Below are 16,234 nucleotides of genomic sequence, written 5' to 3'. Positions count from 1 at the left end.
AACTAAATTAAAGATTATTCCCAAAATGGAACATCAATGATTAACGTATTTGATGCACATTTCCATATTATCGATTATCGTTTTCCCTTGGTTGCTAACCAATCCTATCTACCTAGTGAATTTACTGTTACTGATTACCTTGAAATTGCAAAACCGTTGCATATTGTTGGCGGGGTAGTTGTATCAGGCTCTTTTCAAGCGTTTGACCAAACCTATCTCGTTAATGCTTTGCAAACCTTAGGTCCAAATTTTGTTGGAGTGACTCAATTACCTGCGTCAGTAAGCGATGAGCAAATTATTGAATTAAATCACCAAGGGATTCGCGGTATACGATTTAATCTTAAACGTGGTGGTTCAGAAACAATCGAGCATTTAAGGGACATGGCGCATCGAGTTTATGAGATTGCTCACTGGCATGTTGAATTATATATTGATTCTACAGAGCTTACTGGATTAACCGATCGCTTGCTTTGTTTACCTGCTTTGAGTATTGACCATATGGGGCTGTCCAAGAAAGGACTTTCTGGATTATTTAGGCTTGTAGAACAAGGAGTCAAAGTCAAAGCATCTGGATTTGGGCGAGTTGATTTTGATGTGGCTAAAATTTTAAAAATGATTGCTTCTATTAATCCTGACGCTTTGATGTTTGGTACTGATCTTCCTTCGACACGTGCGCCACAGCCTTTCAAAAAAGAAGACATTACTCTTATTTTGGATGCATTTGATGATCACATGGCTAAAAAAATTTTATTAACTAATGCAAGCGAGTTTTATCGTCGGCAACTGTAGCCGCAATTTTTAAATTTTTCTACTACTCCTCCTTAATCTAGGTCTGGTAATCTGGAACAAAATTCAGGAAAAATAAGAGCTATTCCGAATTGGTTTATTAACTCCTGCTCTCACAGAATGGCTTATCCACAAGTCCATAGGCCAGTAGAGCCTTCATCGTCTCGGATAGGCCTGTGGACCCTGTGGGTAAGCCATGACACACCGAACTATGTTTTAGAAACCGTACTAGGGTGTCCGAAATACACTTGAGCTGGTGTTAAATATCCAAAAGACTGATGGAGTCTTCGGTTGTTATAATATTCAAAATACTCAGCTAATTCCAGCTCTATCTCTTCGATTGTTTCGAAATCATACCGATAGAGTTTTTCTTGCTTAACACTGCGCCATAAACGTTCTATGAAAATATTATCGAGGTATCGGCCGCGCCCATCCATACTGATAGAGATTTTGTGGGCCTTCAAGGTATTGATCCAATCATTAGACGTGAACTGAGCACCCTGATCGGTATTAAAAATATCACACCGCCCCTGTAATAACGCGTTTTTTAGCGCCTCTACACAAAATTCTGCTTCTAATGTTGGGGACACCGCCCATTGAAGCACATACCGACTATACCAGTCCATGATGGCAACCAAGTAAACATGGCCTCCCTTCATACGCACGTAGGTAATATCAGCAGCCCAGACCTGATTAGGCTTAGTGATATCGATGTCACGTAATAGATAGGGGTACACGGTGTGCTCTTTATTGGGAACGCTTGTATTTGGCTTTGGGTAGACGGTTTCTAATCCCATAGCCTCCATGAGTCTCTTGATGCGTCGTTTACCAACAGGATAGCCAACTTCAAGGGACAACCATTGTGCGCGCTTCACTTTACCTTCACATGGATACTGGAGATAATGCTCGTCTAACAGCGCCATGAGCCGCTCGTCCTCTGCTGATATAGGAGACGCTTTGTAATAATAACTGGAAATACTCAATCCGAGTAGCATGCATTGTTCTCGGATTGATATTTCAGCGTTGCTATCAATCAGCTTACGCTTTTCATCCAAGCTCAGTGGCAGTCTTTTTTTTTAACCATGATAATTGGGCTTGAAGTCGACCAATTTCCTCATACAAAGCACCAACAAGCTCGGCTTGCTCTTTTTTATCCTTATCATGAGAATTGGAAAAAGCATCTGAAATAGCCTGCAATGCTGTTTGCTTCCATGCTTTAATTTGGGTAGGATGCACACCGTATTCGCTGGTCAGTTGAGCCTGAGTCAATTTTCCTTCAATTGCCGCAACTGCTATCTTTGATTTTTTTGATGCCGTGTAATAGTTTCTTTTTTTGCTCATTCTATTCTCCTCTGTTACTTAGAAGAATAGCTCTTAAAAATTACCTTTTTTCGTCCAAAAAACCGCGCCTATATCACCTCGTCTAGATCGAAATTGCTGAGAATCGGGATATATCGTAATCATTACCTAAATGAAATTTGAAGTCGAATTGTAGTGCTTTTTAATCATTGACAACAAAATCAATGGTTTCATTTTTTTGTATTTTATGAACAAATGCTTACGGATTGCTTGGATGAAGATATCTTTATTAAGTTTTTTTGAATAGCTACAATAGATGAAAAATTCTGAGGCTATAGGGACATGTCAATAATAGATAAAATCTTAGGAAAACCTCTCTCTTTAAGATCCAGGAAAAGGCAAGAGCTGTCGGTATTCACTGGGGTTCCTGCCCTCGGATTAGATGCATTGTCTTCAACAGCTTATGGCCCCGAAGCGGCGTTAGCCATTCTATTACCGGCAGGGGTAATCGGGTTGCAGCATTTTTTTACTATTTCCCTATTAGTCGTTCTTGTGCTTATGTCTTTGTATTTTTCATATTTACAGACAACAGCGGCGTATCCCCAAGGAGGAGGGGCTTACATTGTTGCCAGTGACAATTTAGGTAAAAAATATGGTGTTGGAGCAGCGATTTCCTTGATACTTGATTATTTATTAAATGTCACCGTCGGTATATCAGCGGGCGTTGGTGCTATAGTTTCGGCAATTCCTGCCTTGCAACCTTATACACTGACATTGTGTCTTGCCATTTTAGTCATGCTCACGGTAATCAATTTACGTGGAATTCGTGAAACGGGAAGACTTTTAGTTGTTCCGGTATTTGTTTTTATGTTGTGTATGTTAATCGCTCTGTTTCTAGGATTAGTAGATGTCTGGACTCATGGAGGGCATATACAACCTTTACAAGACTTAACACAAAATCAAACAAACTTAACCGAAACATTAACCTTGTGGATGTTGTTAACTGCTTTCGCTAATGGTTTAACCGCGATGACAGGAGTAGAAGCAGTCAGTAATGCCGTGCCGTTATTTCGTAAACCGACTGTTCGAAATGCACAATGGACATTGACTCTAATTGTTGGCACGCTCGCTCTATTTTTAATTATCATTGGTTATCTTTGCCCAGCTTATCATATTGTAGCCATGGATCAGAATAAACCTGGGTATCGAACGATACTGTCGCAACTCGTTGAAGCGTCTACAGGTAAGGGGGTTTTTTACTATATTTCGATTGCCAGTATTTTTACTGTTCTTGCCTATTCAGCGCAAACCAGTTTTTCAGCTTTTCCGAGGGTATGTCGATTCCTTGCTGAGGATAATTATTTACCTCATTTTTTTGCTGAACGTGGTAGACGTTTAGTGTTCTCAGTCGGAATTATTATTTTGGCCATTTTTTCTGGAATCATTCTTATTGCTTTTAAAGGAATTACGAATAATCTGATTCCATTATTTGCTGTGGGTGCCTTTAGTGCCTTTCTTTTTTCCCAGATTGGGATGGTAGTCTATTGGTTACGTCAGGAAAATCGAAGAGTACGTTATAAATTAATTATCAATGCATTGGGTGCGGTAGTTACTGCCATTGCACTTTTTATTATTATTCTTACAAAATTTCTCCAAGGTGCTTGGATAATTGTTATTCTTGCCCCTGTGCTTGCGTTACTAATGCACCGTATTAAACATCATTATGAACGCATTGCTCATGAAATTGAAAATCCAATCAAAATAAACTCCCTTTCATTAAAACCTCCTGTTGTCATTATTCCAATACATGGTGTGGATTTAATTGCAGAAAAAGCAATTCAATTTGGAATGTTGCTTTCGGATGATATTACGGCTGTTTATATTGATGCAGGATATGATGATGTGGAACACTTGCAGGAGCTTTGGCATAAAAAAATTGAAATACCAGCTAAAGCGACGGATAAGAGGGTTCCTAAATTGGAAATCATTAGATCACCATATCGTCGTATCTACAAACCATTATTAAATTTTGTGAATAAAGTAAGAAAAGAGAGGAAAAATAGACTCATTGCTCTTATTATACCTGAGTTAGTGGAACCTAAATGGTATGAGTACTTATTACACAATATTCATGCGCCAGGATTACGAGCATTATTATTTTTAGAGCGCGATCCCCGCACGATTGTTATTACAATACCTTGGTATTTACGTGAAAAATAGAATAAGGATGGATTGATGACACAATTTGAAACGTTATTTCATTTTATGAAAAAACCTTGGGTTATTATTATTTATGCAATTTTTGTTATTTTGGCCTATTATTTTGTAGATAAACCTTTGGCAACTTATTTTTATCAATTAGCTCTTGGAACCAAGCTGCCATTTTTAGAACTACTCACCGCTTTAGGAAAATGGGTTGCTTATATCATTTTGTTTCTTATTGCTGGATTGTATTTCCGATACATTCAAGTTAATGCTGTATATGAAGCGCGCTGCTGGTATTTGTTAGGTTGTGTATTTTTAGCCAATTTAGTTTGTTTGATTTTAAAAGTTACATTAAGCCGAGCTCGTCCTGAGTTATTATTTTCAAGTAATGAATTTGGATTTTATTGGTTTAAATTAAGTTCAAACTATTGGTCTTTACCTTCAGGACATACAACGACAGTTATTAGTTTGGCAGCTGGATTAGGTACAGTTTTTTCTCGATATTTTTATGTTTTACTTGTTATTGCGCTACTCGTTGTCGCATCTAGAGTCCTGCTATGTTTTCATTATTTGAGTGATGTAATGAGCGCATTTTATATTACTCTGTTGGTTGTTGGCTTTTTTACAGAATATCTTAAACGGAAAAATTGGTTTAAAAAAATGGATTGTACTGTTTGATAACTCGGGATCCCAGATCTCGAAGTTGACTGAGTTTTTACCGGTATCGATCCTAGCCAATCTAGGGAGAGGTTATGACTATAGAGACTGAATTAAAAACTCTGGTTAGTGTTTATGCCAGTTTTGATGAAGAAAACAAATGTTATGTCAGTGATTTGAATCAAGAGGCCCTTTTACGTCTGGATGCTGATTTTATTAAGTTAATTAATAAATTATTGCTAAAAGATGGACCAGAAAAAACAAAAATCAAAAAAAATTATAAAAATTTATCTTTGTTTTTTCATCCGGATTTGATATCAAAATTCTGTCCAGAAGCTAAATGGTTTGAAAAGAATTTATCTGAAGATCGTAACGATGGGGCTTGTTTTAAAACATTAAGTCTTTGCTATGAGAAGTTAATGTCTCCTCAGGACTTTAAACCGCTTAAATTTGAAGACATTTCAAGTCGAGAAGATCTTAAAAAATGGTTAGAACACTTAAAAAATACTTCCAGAACATTTACTGAGCGTAATTTATACGTAGGCCTTTTAGGCTTGTTCGATCAATCTACGGGTTATTTTGATGAAGTAGGTAAGATAAAACCTAAAGGTGTACGGGCTTTAATTTCATTTTTACCTATGGTTTTCATCAGTTTTGGTACCTTTGTTTTTGCTGAAGAACTATTTGCTGTTTACGCACTTTATTTTGCTTTATTGAAGAGTGGACAATATATGGAGAGTAGCAATTCAAAAGAATTACAAAGTCTTGGCAGTACCTTGCAAAAAATTACTATGGTCTCGGCTACGACTACGACAACTTTATTGGTACGTCTCGTTGAAATGACCTTTTGGGCATCACGACAGTGTTATGAGATGAGTTTGCAAATAGGTTCTAGTCTTTTAACCCCACTTATTTCTTCTTCTGAAGCTCAATTTGATGGCACAATGGCAGATCAAAACTTATGTCGGGAATTAATTCTTGCCAGCCAAAATCAAAGTATCAGTGATAATTTTAAAACACCACAATTAAAAATGATCGCAGCACCTATCGAATCCTATCTCGGATTATTGGAACAACAATTTTTTAGAAACTGGCGGGCTGGAGGAGAGAAGTATCGAGCCTTAGACGCGTTTTTATTGACTATGCGGGTATTAGATAAAGATGATGACTTACTGGTTGAACAAAAAATAGCGAAAGCACATGAGGCATTAGAAAAAGTTAAAAAAAAAGCTGATGTTTATACTGAGGGAGGAAAAACTGCTCTGGCAGTGGATAGAGCCGAACGTGTAATTAGTCTGCTTCAAGATAATTTTGAGATGCAGCCTGCTTTAAGTAAGTCCTAAATTTTTTATAATGAATATATTTTTACCGCCAGTAGACACAACTTTTAATCGTTATCTCAGCAACGATAAAGGGACCAAATTCAGTTTAAATAGAAATACCCACTTGAATTTGGCACAGTATCTCTGGCAAGATGCGTTTGTTTTGATTATCCAGTGAGGAATTATGAAAATTCTCGTGGCAGTGAAGCGTGTAATCGATCCTTATGTCAAAGTTCGGGTCAAGTCGGACCATTCCGGAGTTGAAACACAAAATATTAAAATGGCAATGAATCCATTTGATGAAATTGCTGTAGAGGAAGCATTACGTTTACGCGAAAAAAATTGGGCGACCGAAGTGATTGCAGTCAGTATCGGCGGCGACAGCTCACAGGAAACTTTAAGACATGCTTTGGCTTTAGGGGTAGATAAAGGAATATTGGTTCAAACCCAAGAGTCATTGGAAAGCCTAAATATCGCAAAAATATTAAAAAAGATTGTCGATGATGAAAAGCCTGATTTAGTATTGATGGGTAAACAAGCTATTGATGGGGATAATAATCAAACGCCACAAATGTTAGCTGCCCTGTTAAATTGGTCACAGGCTACCTATGCTTCCAAAATTGAAGCACATGCCGACCACCTTGAGGTAACTCGTGAGATTGATGGTGGACTCGAAACAATCAGCGTGCATTTGCCGGCTGTAGTGAGTACCGATTTACGTTTAAACGAGCCACGATATGCCAGCCTACCCAATATTATGAAAGCCAAAAAGAAACCTTTGGATGTTTTAGAATTAGATAGCCTTGGATTGTCACTTAAAAAACATGTTGAGATATTAAAAGTTACTGCACCTGCAGTTCGCAGTGCTGGAGTTAAAGTTGAATCAGTGACTGAGTTATTGGATAAATTACAGCATGAAGCCAAAGTGCTTTAATAAGGGGACGTGATGAGCACTTTAATACTCGTTGAACATGATAACCAAACCATACACCCATCTACCCGTAATACTTTAGCTGCGGCATTAGAATTGGGTGATGATCCGACCTTACTTGTTATAGGACATCAATGCAAGAAAGTAGCTGAACAAGCTGCAACTCTTGCAGGGGCACATGCTGTTTGGTGCCTTGATAAACCATGTTATGAGCATCCTTTAGCAGAGCAAATCAGTGAGTTAGTTCTTTCTTTTGCACATTCATTTAATGCCATATTAGTATCAGCAAGTACTTTTGGTAAAAATATTGCACCACGTATTGCAGCACTATTAGATGTGGCTCAAGTTTCTGATGTCAGTAAAGTTATTGATAAAGATACTTTTGAGCATCCAATCTATGCCGGTAATGCTATAGAAACTGTACGAGTCCTTGATCCTATAAAAGTTCTTACGATTCGGTCTACGGCGTTTAATCCTATTACAGAAAGCCAAACAAGTTGTTGCATTGAACAAATTGATAAAGAATGTATTGCAAAAGGTAGCCAATTCGTTAAACATGAACTCAGTAAATCGGAACGTCCTGATTTAGGCAGTGCTAAAATTGTAATCTCAGGTGGAAGAGGACTGCAAAGCGCTGAAAAATTTCAAATGATTGAAGAGTTAGCTGATGTTCTTGGTGCTGCTGTGGGAGCATCCCGTGCTGCTGTTGATGCGGGATTTGTTCCTAATGATTATCAGGTGGGGCAAACCGGAAGGATCGTTGCACCAATGCTCTATATTGCTGTAGGAATTTCAGGAGCTGTACAGCATTTGGCAGGGATGAAAGATTCCAAGATTATAGTAGCAATTAATAAGGATGAGGATGCCCCTATTTTTCAAATCGCTGATTATGGTTTGGTTGGTGATTTATTTGAACTCGTGCCACAGTTAATTGCACAATTAAAAAACCGTTAGAGGGAGAAAGTATGTTAGTAGGTGTTCCAAAAGAAATTAAACCTCAAGAAAATCGTGTAGGTCTTGTTCCTTCTAGTATCAGAGAAATTATAAGAGTAGGAAGCTCTGCTATAGTTGAGAAGGGTGCTGGATTGGGGATTGGTATTTCCGATGATGATTATCGACATGCTGGAGCAGAAGTTGTTGATAGCGCGGATGAAGTGTTTTCCAGAGCGGATCTCATCGTAAAAGTAAAAGAACCGCAACCCATTGAGTGCAAACGTCTACGTGAAGGCCAAACATTATTTACCTATTTGCATTTGGCCCCAGATCCTCATCAAGCACGTATGCTTAAAGAATCTGGTGTAACTGCAATTGCTTATGAAACGGTAACAGAGGAGGGAGGTGGTTTACCATTACTGGCTCCTATGTCACAAGTTGCAGGGCGGATGTCGATTCAAGCCGGGGCTCATTGCTTGGAGATGGCTCAAGGCGGTAGTGGTATTTTACTAGGTGGCGTTCCTGGAGTCGCAGCAGCAAACGTTGTGGTTATTGGCGGGGGTGTAGTCGGTACGAATGCAGTGCGCATGGCTATGGGTATGGAAGCACGAGTTACCGTACTGGATCGTTCCTTACAACGTTTAAACGAATTAGATTTCCAGTTTGGTTCTAAGCTCAATACAGTGTATTCTACAGCTGATGCTATAGAAAAATATGTGGCTAGTGCTGATTTAGTGATTGGTGCGGTATTGGTACCTGGCGCAGCTGCTCCAAAATTAATGACTCGCTCCATGCTTAAATCAATGCGACCTGGTTCAGTATTAGTGGATGTGGCCATCGATCAAGGCGGTTGTTTTGAGACAAGTCGCCCCACAACACATCAAGAGCCTACTTATGTTATTGATAATGTAGTTCATTATTGTGTTGCGAATATGCCTGGTGCAGTCCCTAGAACATCCACTTTTGCTTTAAATAATGCAACATTACCTTTTGTGTTAAGCATCGTAACCAAAGGCGTGAAGCTTGCTTTATTAAATGATAAGCATTTACTCAATGGCTTGAATGTCCATCAAGGGAAAATTACTTTTGATGCGGTTGCTCGTGACTTAGGCTATGAGTATACACCTGCTACGATTGCATTAGCTGGTCGATAAGGTTTTATTGAAGTCTCTATATAACCTGGGTGAAGGTAACACCTAACCCAGGATTTCAAAAATTAATCAATTGCTCAGGGTTATAAAAATCATGTTATCCTGAGGAATCTACGACGAAGGATCTCCTAGATAGTACATCCTATTTATCTATAACGGTTATGCCTCATTCAGGAGATCTTTTTACTTAGATCAAGTTGATGTAGCTGACATTTATTGTTGTAGCCTGGGTGAAGGCGAAGCTGTAACCCAGGCTATAAAAAAATAGGACAACGCGAGTTTATTAAAACAAACTGTCCTCGCCAGTTGTAAGTTGTTGTTGCTCATTACTCGCATTATAAACGGGAGTTGGATCTTCTTCCGCAGGAACTTCTTTATTACGAAAATACTCAATGATTCCATTGGCCTGATTAGGACGTGCCAGTAAGCCGCTATTCGGATCGATACGAACAGCGACTACATTCTCAGGCTGTTTCATTTCACTTTCAGGCTTCCCTTTCAAAGCAACTTTCATAAAGTCTATCCATAAAGGCAGAGCCAGTCCCGCAGCGTATTCGTGTAAGGATTTGGGATTATCAAAACCGATCCAGGTGGTTACAACAAGATCGGCATTAAACCCAGCAAACCAGGCATCCACTTGATCATTAGTTGTACCGGTTTTACCTGCTATGTCTTGACGATTGAGCACACGAGCTGCACGCGCGGTACCATGCTGAATCACATCTTTTAATGCAGTGTTCATTAAAAAGGTAATGTCTTCAGGAATGACGCGAGGCGCTAGCGTGGAATGATCTACATTAGTACAATTATTGCAAACAACGGTTGGCTTGGCTTGCAGTAAAATTTTACCATCCGTATCAGTAATATGATCGATAAGGTAGGGTTCAACTTTATAACCACCATTTGCGAAAATAGCATAAGCGGCAGTAAGTTCCATAGGGCTAACGGATAAACTACCTAAAGCCAGAGAAAGACCTTTGGGAAGCGTTTTCTTATTAAATCCAAATCGAGTTAAAAAATCGATAGTGTAATTGATGCCTATGTCATCAAGAATACGTATGGATACCAAATTTTTAGATTGAACTAAAGCTTTTTTCAATCGTGTAGGCCCATTGAATTTCAGATTCACATTATGAGGACGCCATAGGTTGGGTTGGCTTGGATCATCAACAACAATAGGTGCGTCGTTAATCAATGTTGCCAGGGTATAACCGTTATTTAACGCTGCGGCGTAGACAAAAGGTTTAAAGCTGGATCCTGGTTGTCTGCTTGATTGCGTGGCACGGTTAAATTTGCTTTTTTGGAAGTTGAATCCGCCAACAAGAACTTCAATAGCACCATTTTTAGGATTAAGTGCTACCATCGCTGATTCAGCTTCAGGAATTTGCGCTAATTCCCAATGGTCTTTGGTCGAGTGTACATAAATAATATCGCCGACAGCAACAACTTGCATGGCCTTAGATGGCGATTTTCCTACCCAACCGTTTTTAAGTGCTGGTCTGGCCCAAGACATACCGGCCCAAGGGATTAGAACAGTTCGACCACTTTGTAATGTCGCTGTAGCTTCTTTTTCCCGAACTTCAGTAACAACCGCAGGTATCAGGTGATTCAGTTCCGGATACTTTTCTAAATTCTTTTGAATTGAATGCAAGGACTTACTGTCATTTTCTCCAATGGTAGCAACAGGTCCCCGATATCCATGTCGATGATCATAGGCTATTAAATTTTTTTCAACGACATCATTGGCAGTGTTTTGTAATTTCCCATCAATAGTGGTGTACACTTTGTAGCCTTTAGTATAGGCATCCGGGCCAAAATTGTCGTACAGGGATTGACGAATCATTTCAGCAACATAAGGCGCTTTTACTTCAATATGGGTGCCATGATACCTGGCAGTAATGGGTTGATTGATGGCATTCTGATACTGTTCTTCATTAATGTAATGTTCTTCCAGTAAGCGCTCTAACACGTGATCGCGGCGTTTTTTGGCGGCAAGCGGATTTGCAATGGGGTTTTGTGTTGAAGGGGCTTGAGGAAGACCCGCAATCATCGCTAATTCTGCCAGATTTAATTCTTTAAGGGACTTGCCAAAATACACCATTGCTGCAGCGCCAACTCCATAAGCACGATTACCTAAATAGATACGATTAAGATAGAGTTCGAGAATTTTTTCTTTACTTAATTCCCTATCTATTTTTATGGCAAGCATAATCTCATTAAATTTGCGTAGGAAAGTCTTTTTGCGGCTTAAGAAAAAATTACGTGCCACTTGCATGGTAATAGTACTACCGCCTTGTGATTTTGTTCCTGTTTTCACCATACGCACAGCAGCACGGCCAAGGCCCAAAATATCGACACCAGGATGTTCAAAAAAACGTTGATCTTCGGTGGCAATCAAAGCATGAACCAGCATAGGTGGTATTTCATCATAGGTAACTGGAATTCGTTTTTTTTCACCATATTCCTGAATCAGCAAACCTTCTTTACTGAAAATTTGTAAAGGTACTTGCAGTTGTACTGTCTTTAACGAATCTACATTGGGGAGTTGGCTTTCAAGGTAGAGATATAAGAAACTACCCGCTACGATTAAAACAAAAGATAGGCTCATCAGCGCCCATAGACCTTTACGCCAGAAGTATGCCATTTTCATAGAGTCATGCGTTTTTTTAATGAAATTTGGCGGATATTATACAGTGATTCTCTGTAAGATTGCGAGTTTTGTGTAAAAAATAGGGAAATTTTGCACTGTTTTTTTTATGTTTCATTAAATTTTGTGGAAAAAATTCAATGAAACATAGTGAGTTGTTTAAATAAGTCATCAAATAGCGATGAATTTGTTTATCTTTACTCTATCGTACTACCATGACGACTTTCCTCAGCCTCTTGATCTGTTGATAAAGTTTGGGATGGAGAATTCGTAGGCTGAATAGATGGAAAAAAACGATTCGTTCCTGTTTGCGGATTAGTTGCTTGTCTTTGCAGCATTTGCAATCCAGCAAGACCACCAAATAAAGGACTGTAAGTTGGATAACGTCTTATTAGTGCCTCTGTTTGTGATTTTTGTAACTCTATTTTGGTTTTTTCTAGATCTTGTGTTAATTGCTCAATAGTGACAAGTTGTTTTTTATTTGTTTCTTGTAACTCCAATATTTGAGCTTCTGATTCAGATTTATGCATTACCAATGATTCTTTTAATTTTTCAATTTCTAATCGTTGAGCTTCTGACTCAGATTTTTGGATCTCTGATGAAGATTTCAGTTTGTCTAATTCTAATTTATCAATTTCTTTTTCTGAGTCTTCATTAGCTTTCCTCAATTTTTCTCTTTGATTCTCTAATTGAGTCTGATGTTCTAAACAAATGTTTGAAGCAATTTCTTTCAGTTCAGCATTAGAGTCTTCTGAAGTCATATGCAGTACAAAAAGTACTTCCTCAATAAGTAATTGACCGGAATTACAATATTTGCCGCCAATCATACGATCATTCAGTAAACCAGACAATTCCTGGGTTTTAGCGCCTTTGGAACTGTGTAAAGTAGCTGAATGTTTAAACCCTTTTTTTATATTTAATAATTGTCGAAAATCGATAAATAATTGAGTTAATTGTTCGCTAAACGTTTGTAATTCTTTTTGCTCCAATGGGGTTTTTCTATCGAGCTGTTCTTTAAGGAAACGGATTTCATTTAAAACGAAGAAAAGGAATTCTTCCCGACCATGATACCCTTTTGTACATGCAGAGATTCTGCCTTCCAAGTATGGAAAATAATCAATCTTTGTATCTTGAATTATTTCTATTGCACGTTCGTGAGATTTTTTTTTGAGAGCTGTGGGGTCAACTGCAACAACAAGTTTATCCTTAATGTCTTGACTGTCGTGATAACGAACTATAACTGTTGCGAGTGAATAAATGAGTTCTTCTAATCGAGTCATGCAAATCTCCTTTTAAAGCATAAATGTGAAATCCCCTTACAAGTTGGTCTTTCACTATATTAAATGTTTTTGAGGAGTGCAAGTTGTTATAGTGAAATGGTGAAAATGACAAAATCCAGTCATTTGTTTATAAGAGAATGCAGCAGAAAACAGTGTAATTTTTTAAGCGCTTACGTTAACATCAATAGATGATCCTAAAGGAGTTTTTTGAATGCATGGAAGATTCAAGGGAATAAGAGACATGCTCAAATTGTTTCAGCCCAAACATCGTTCAATTCTCGGAATAGACATTACATCAACGTCGGTAAAAGTATTGGAAATTTCAGGCCAAGAAGGTGCGCTTGTTGTGGAAAACTATGGACGCGAAGTATTACCATCAAATGCCATGGATGGGAATACAATCAAGGATATTGACGTAGTTTCCCGTTGTATTAAGAAAGTAATCGATCGCTTGCATACATCATGTAAGCAGGCTGCTTTAGCCGTTCCTGATGCTTCAATAATTAGCAAGGTCATACAAATCAACGAGGGTTTAAATGATGAGGAAATGGAGGAACTCATTGTTACTGAGGCTGATAAGTACATTCCCTATCCAATCGATGAAATCAATCTTGATTTTGAAATTTTAGGCCAGTCTGAAAAAAATCCGCATATGTTAGATGTTCTTATTGTTGCATCACGGGCGGAAAATGTGAATCAGCGTGTTGAGACTGCGGTTCGTGCAGGCTTAGATGCAATAGTGATTGACGTAGAGTCTTATGCTGTGGAACGAGCGGTTCAACAGCTAGCTAAAGATTTACCTGCTTCAGGCCAAGATAAAACAATAGCGATCATTGATGTTGGTGCTAGTTATACGCATTTATTTGTATTACAGAAAATGAAATTAGTGTACTCCAGGGAGGAAAAATTTGGGGGTAAACAATTAATAGAGTCGATCGCGGAACATTATAAAATGACTTTAGAACAAGCAATGCTCGCTAAAGAGAATGGAGAATTACCTGAAGACTATGAAAAGGAAGTTTTAGAACCTTTTAAAGAGGATATATTGTTGCAAATCAAGCGTACCTTGCAGTTTTTTTATTCTACAAGTCAAGATGGGGATGTGGATCATATACTTTTGGCTGGGGGATTAGCCAAACTTCCAGGCTTGGTTTCATTGGTTCAAGAGCGATTAGGAATGAGTACAACTATTGCGAATCCATTTTCATATATGACTCCAGGTAAAATGATGAACTTGGATGCGATAAATAATGATGCCCCATCACTTATGGTCGCTTGTGGCCTGGCATTAAGGAATATTAAGTGAGGCTATATGACGCAGATTAACCTTCTTCCCTGGCGAGAGTTAAAGCGGGAGCAGGAAAAAAAACTGTTTACGATCATGCTGCTTGTGTGCGTTGTAGCTGCTGCTTTTATTGTATTTTTAATTAACTCCTATGCTTCGGGCTTGGTGAGTAATCAAATTACGCGAAATCAAATGCTTCAAAAAGAAATTAATGCGATGGATGCACAATTAAAAGAAATTAAAAATTTGGAAAAAACTAGAGAAATGCTCATTTCCAGAATGTCTATAGTACAGCATTTACAATCTACTCGAACATTAATGGTTCATTTATTTGATGAGCTAATTAATATTACGCCATCCGGGGTCTATCTTACTCAGGTCGAAGGCAAAAATGATATCATTTCAGTCATAGGATATACGGAGTCGAATACATTTGTTTCTATATTAATGAGAAACATTGAAAATAATGATTGGCTCCATAATCCTGTCCTTAGTGAAATCAAGGGGGAAGAAAACGATAAAGATAAGGATAAAGAGAAACAGCAATCTACTGAAAATGAATTTAAATTAACTTTTGTACTTGCTCCTCAATTCCAGATTGGAATTATATTATGAACAACGTCAACCTAAATGAACTAACTCTGGAAAATGTGGGACAATGGCCATTGGTGGTCAAAATATGTGTTTTTTTGGGTGTTAGTTTTCTCATTATTGCTTTAGGATATTGGTTGATCATTCAAGATAATTTCACACAGTACAGTAAATTGGAAGGTCAGGAAGCAACTTTAAAAACAGATTTTGAAAACAAGCAACGGCAATTATATAATTTACCTGCCTTTCGTGAACAACTGCAGATTATGAGTGAGCGTTTTGTACTAATGCTCAAGCAGCTTCCTGAAAAAAATGAGATGCCTGGCTTGTTGGAAGAAATTTCTAAAACAGGGGTGGCCTCAGGATTAAGATTTGAGTTATTTGCCCCACAACCAGAAGTAATGCATGATTTTTATGTTGAATTACCTATAAAGATTTCAGTAGTAGGGACTTATTTTCAATTGGCTATGTTTATAAGTCGAGTGGCTGAAATGAATCGAATTGTAACGTTACATGATTTTACTATTGAAGGGGTGTCTTCCAAGGATCATAAAACAGTCTCGGAAGATGAGTTGGTAATGAGCATTACTGCTAAAATATATCGATATCGTACACAATGATGAGCCGAAGACAAAGGATTGGTTATATACCCAAAATAATGGGGTTTATTTGCTCTTTATTACTGGGTGCTTGCTCCAGTGACAATGATGATTTGAGGCAATACATAAATGAAGTGAAACACAGAAAAACACGTGAGATAGAACCCATTCCTACATTTTCACCGTTACCGACTTTTAAATTTCCTGATAATGGTGACAGACGTAATCCATTTAAGCCCATAACTCAAAAAAAAGAACAAGTTGATGTGAATGCCCCAGATAAAAATAGACGGAAAGAGCCTTTGGAAGCTTATCCATTGGATGCCTTGAAATTTGTAGGAACTTTAAGACAGGGAAGTGAATTGTGGGCATTGATTAAATTACCCAGCTCGGATATTACTCATGTTCGAATTGGTAACTATATAGGACAGAATTATGGTCGTATTGTGTCGATTAAAAACAATTCAATTCAATTAATAGAAACAACACAAACCTCAGGAAAGTGGGAGAAACGTAGAACCACGATTGAATTATATACCGGGAAGTAG

At 38.1% G+C, this 16,234-nt stretch carries 15 protein-coding genes; 11 read left to right on the top strand and 4 right to left on the bottom strand.

Annotation, left to right across the window (positions count from 1 at the left end; translation table 11 throughout):
* Window positions 1-36: 36 nt before the first annotated feature.
* The gene (locus OQJ26_RS05655) at window positions 37-789 is read left to right on the top strand and encodes an amidohydrolase family protein (protein ID WP_265702919.1); all 753 of its coding nucleotides are present in this window, start codon (window positions 37-39) and stop codon (window positions 787-789) included.
* Window positions 790-995: 206 nt separating this feature from the next.
* Here OQJ26_RS05655 and OQJ26_RS05650 read toward each other — a convergent pair whose 3' ends face one another.
* Together OQJ26_RS05650 and OQJ26_RS05645 are read right to left on the bottom strand one after the other, a co-directional pair.
* Window positions 996-1,841 (bottom strand): IS3 family transposase, encoded by an 846-nt coding sequence (locus OQJ26_RS05650; protein ID WP_082650874.1) that lies wholly within the window; start codon window positions 1,839-1,841, stop codon window positions 996-998.
* The gene (locus tag OQJ26_RS05645; protein ID WP_065235619.1) at window positions 1,834-2,127 is read right to left on the bottom strand and encodes a hypothetical protein; all 294 of its coding nucleotides are present in this window, start codon (window positions 2,125-2,127) and stop codon (window positions 1,834-1,836) included. Before OQJ26_RS05645 ends, OQJ26_RS05650 begins: the two co-directional genes overlap by 8 nt.
* A gap of 300 nt (window positions 2,128-2,427) precedes the next feature.
* Between OQJ26_RS05645 and OQJ26_RS05640 the strand changes: the two genes are divergently transcribed.
* From OQJ26_RS05640 to ald, 6 genes are all read left to right on the top strand, one after another.
* Window positions 2,428-4,305, top strand: coding sequence for an APC family permease (locus OQJ26_RS05640; protein WP_265702918.1), 1,878 nt, complete (start codon window positions 2,428-2,430; stop codon window positions 4,303-4,305).
* Window positions 4,306-4,320: 15 nt separating this feature from the next.
* Window positions 4,321-4,968 (top strand): phosphatase PAP2 family protein, encoded by a 648-nt coding sequence (locus OQJ26_RS05635; RefSeq protein ID WP_265702917.1) that lies wholly within the window; start codon window positions 4,321-4,323, stop codon window positions 4,966-4,968.
* Window positions 4,969-5,042: 74 nt separating this feature from the next.
* Entirely contained in the window at window positions 5,043-6,290 is a 1,248-nt protein-coding gene (locus tag OQJ26_RS05630; protein WP_265702916.1) for a J domain-containing protein, read from the top strand.
* 163 nt (window positions 6,291-6,453) lie between these two features.
* Window positions 6,454-7,203, top strand: a complete 750-nt coding sequence (locus tag OQJ26_RS05625) for an electron transfer flavoprotein subunit beta/FixA family protein (RefSeq protein WP_265702915.1) — start codon at window positions 6,454-6,456, stop codon at window positions 7,201-7,203.
* Window positions 7,204-7,215: 12 nt separating this feature from the next.
* Window positions 7,216-8,154, top strand: coding sequence for an electron transfer flavoprotein subunit alpha/FixB family protein (locus OQJ26_RS05620; RefSeq protein WP_265702914.1), 939 nt, complete (start codon window positions 7,216-7,218; stop codon window positions 8,152-8,154).
* Window positions 8,155-8,165: 11 nt separating this feature from the next.
* A complete protein-coding gene (gene ald / locus OQJ26_RS05615; RefSeq protein ID WP_265702913.1) occupies window positions 8,166-9,287 on the top strand; it encodes an alanine dehydrogenase in 1,122 nt (373 codons plus the stop codon).
* 280 nt (window positions 9,288-9,567) lie between these two features.
* Here ald and OQJ26_RS05610 read toward each other — a convergent pair whose 3' ends face one another.
* Entirely contained in the window at window positions 9,568-11,934 is a 2,367-nt protein-coding gene (locus OQJ26_RS05610; RefSeq protein ID WP_265702912.1) for a penicillin-binding protein 1A, read from the bottom strand.
* A gap of 194 nt (window positions 11,935-12,128) precedes the next feature.
* Entirely contained in the window at window positions 12,129-13,211 is a 1,083-nt protein-coding gene (locus OQJ26_RS05605) for a hypothetical protein (protein WP_265702911.1), read from the bottom strand.
* Window positions 13,212-13,452: 241 nt separating this feature from the next.
* Between OQJ26_RS05605 and OQJ26_RS05600 the strand changes: the two genes are divergently transcribed.
* Genes OQJ26_RS05600 through OQJ26_RS05585 form a run of 4 tightly spaced genes read left to right on the top strand, consistent with a single transcriptional unit; the run spans window position 13,453 to window position 16,234 of the window.
* On the top strand, window positions 13,453-14,517 hold the full coding sequence (locus OQJ26_RS05600; RefSeq protein ID WP_322783957.1) for a pilus assembly protein PilM: 1,065 nt from the start codon (window positions 13,453-13,455) through the stop codon (window positions 14,515-14,517).
* A 6-nt stretch (window positions 14,518-14,523) separates the two neighbouring features.
* On the top strand, window positions 14,524-15,111 hold the full coding sequence (locus OQJ26_RS05595; RefSeq protein ID WP_265702909.1) for a PilN domain-containing protein: 588 nt from the start codon (window positions 14,524-14,526) through the stop codon (window positions 15,109-15,111).
* Complete coding sequence (locus OQJ26_RS05590; protein WP_265702908.1) at window positions 15,108-15,707, top strand: type IV pilus inner membrane component PilO; 600 nt, start codon at window positions 15,108-15,110, stop codon at window positions 15,705-15,707. Before OQJ26_RS05595 ends, OQJ26_RS05590 begins: the two co-directional genes overlap by 4 nt.
* Window positions 15,704-16,234 (top strand): pilus assembly protein PilP, encoded by a 531-nt coding sequence (locus tag OQJ26_RS05585; protein WP_265702907.1) that lies wholly within the window; start codon window positions 15,704-15,706, stop codon window positions 16,232-16,234. Before OQJ26_RS05590 ends, OQJ26_RS05585 begins: the two co-directional genes overlap by 4 nt.

Source organism: Legionella sheltonii (genome assembly GCF_026191355.1).
In the GTDB taxonomy this organism is placed as follows: Bacteria; Pseudomonadota; Gammaproteobacteria; order Legionellales; family Legionellaceae; genus Legionella; species Legionella sheltonii.
Note: the sequence above shows the minus strand (reverse complement) of the source record. Positions and strands in the feature narration are given on the sequence as shown.